This is a genomic window from Candidatus Symbiopectobacterium sp. NZEC135 (assembly GCF_025962695.1).
On the sequence record NZ_JAGFPF010000236.1, the window covers coordinates 1 to 2,177 of the forward strand.

2 protein-coding genes and 1 pseudogene are annotated in these 2,177 nt (G+C 56.7%); all 3 read right to left on the reverse strand.

Features of this window, described 5'->3' with window-relative positions:
- Positions 1-231: L-fucose mutarotase (fucU, locus tag J5224_RS25335; RefSeq protein WP_264627967.1), on the reverse strand; the 231-nt coding region annotated here is incomplete at its 3' end.
- A 1-nt stretch (position 232) separates the two neighbouring features.
- Positions 233-1,651, reverse strand: a complete 1,419-nt coding sequence (gene fucK / locus J5224_RS25340) for an L-fuculokinase (protein ID WP_264627968.1) — start codon at positions 1,649-1,651, stop codon at positions 233-235.
- A gap of 54 nt (positions 1,652-1,705) precedes the next feature.
- Positions 1,706-2,177 (reverse strand): annotated as a pseudogene (gene fucI / locus J5224_RS25345) (L-fucose isomerase); the annotation flags it as partial.

Sequence of the window (2,177 nt, forward strand, 5' to 3'; positions counted from 1 at the left end):
GGCCACCGCCGCCATCATCACCAACGGTGGCGCATAGCTGTCCAACTCAAACAGCGGAATGATGGCGTGCAGCAAATCGCTGACCCGTAGACCGTCGGCGCGAATCACCTGCGGACCCAGACTGTGAGCCGGGAAATGGGCATCGGAAAAAATGATTTCATCTCCGTGCCCCATTTCGGCAAGCACTTTCAGTAAATCGGGAGAAATTAATGGCGAAATTGTTTTAAGCATCTCACGCTTCCTCGGTAAATTCGGGTTCGGTTTGCGGATAGAAATAGCGGTATTGATAGTGTATCTGCGCTCGCGCCAGCTCCGGGCTGGCAAATTCACCCACGCCGTACCAGCCGAACAGGGCGGCACCGATGACCGTGGTTTCAGCCTCATCCAGCACTTTGATCGGGATGTTAAGCAGGTTGGCTTTGATCTGATTCCACAGCGTGTTGCGGCTGCCTCCGCCGACCAGCAATAACTCTTTTGCGCTAAAGTGACCAATGTTTTCCAGCGTATGCAGATTTCTCTGTAGCTGTTCGGTCAACCCTTCCAACGCGGCGCGATAAAAATGCCCGCGCGTGGTATTGAGCGTCACGCCTTGCCAGCCCGCATTCTGACCATTGAGCAGGTTACAGTGCATTTTGACACCTTCGGCGCCGGCCGGAATCGGGCCCGCCTCGTCAATTAACGTCTGCCACGGGGTTTCTGGTGTCCACAACAGCTTACGCACCCACTCCAACACCCCGGACGCCAGCCATTGCATACCGGGGTTAAAACGGCCAGTCTGGCTATCCAATTCGCAGGTCGAACCAGGATGTTGACTAAGCAGCCGTGTGTCTACCGCTGCGCTGCGCACCATCAGAATTTCCCATGTACCTGAAGAGAGCACCGGTTCATCCTGGTCTGCGCCAGCACCAAACAGTGCGAACTGGGTATCGTGCCCGGTAGCGATAACCGGGATTCCCGCAGGCAACCCCAGTGTGTTTGCCGCCGCTGGCCGCAGTGTGCCAATCACGTCGCCTGCCGCCACCAGGCGTGGAAAAAGGCGGCGAGGGAGGCCCGCAGCCTGCAAAATTGTCGGGCTGAAGTCACGTTGCTGAATGTCCAACATCTGGCTGGTGCCGGCCATGGTGATATCGGTGGTGAATTCGCAGGTTAAACGCTGGTTGATCAGCGAGGAAATAAACAGCCAGGCGTGTGCCTGCGCCAGTAACTGCGGGTGATGTTGTTTAAGCCACACCAACTTGTACAAGGTATTGAAACTGAAAGCCCCGACGCCGGAAATCTCCTGAAGCTGTTGCGGTGGCATAACGCGGCGGATATCTTCCATGATGGCCGCCGTGCGCGGGCATTTCCAACTGATGACCGGATAGAGCAATTCACCCTGTTTATCAACGAGTGCACCGTCCACACCGAAGGTGGTTACCGTGATGCCGCGAATACGGCACGCTGCCAGTTCTGCGCTGATTTTTCTGCAACAGTCGGCAAAGCGTTGCAAAATTGCCTCCAGCGACCATTGATGCCAGTTGCCATTTTCTGCGGCGCGTTCGCTGGCATTGGCAACCGAGGCGCGCGTGATGATTTTTCCCTGGCGATTGACGGCGATGGCTCGCACATTGGTGGCACCACAGTCGAGCACCAGCATAACGTCTTGTTTCATAACCGCTCCTGAAACAAAAAAGACGCCCTCCCTACGGCCGGAGGGCGTGACGGATTAACGTTTGTAGATCGGGCCGTAATTCTGGCAGGCGCGATAGTCCTGACCCTCGCTATCCATACCATGCGCCGCCCACGCCGAAGGACGATAGATGTTGGCTTCATCCACGTTGTGCATGCACACAGGGATCCGCAACATCGCGGCGAGGGTGATGAAATCGGCACCCACGTGACCGATGGTCAACACGCCGTGGTTCGCGCCCCAATTCGCCATCACCGAATAGACATCGGTGAAGGGGCCTTTGCCGGTGAGGCGTGGGGCAAACCAGGTTGTGGGCCAGGTGGAGTCGGTGCGTGCATCAAGCTGGTCGTGCACGGTTTTGGGCAATTCGACGCTCCAGCCTTCAGCAATCTGCAATACCGGACCTAACCCCTTGATGATGTTGACGCGTGTCATGGTAAACGGCACACCGCCTTCGGTCAGGAAGCGAGAAGAGTAACCGCCGCCACGGAAGTATTCATGGATCGCC

Bases quoted from the DNA above. Each gene is read 5' to 3' on its own strand.
- fucK (WP_264627968.1), bottom strand. From the start codon at position 1,651: ATGAAACAAGACGTTATGCTGGTGCTCGACTGTGGTGCCACCAATGTG.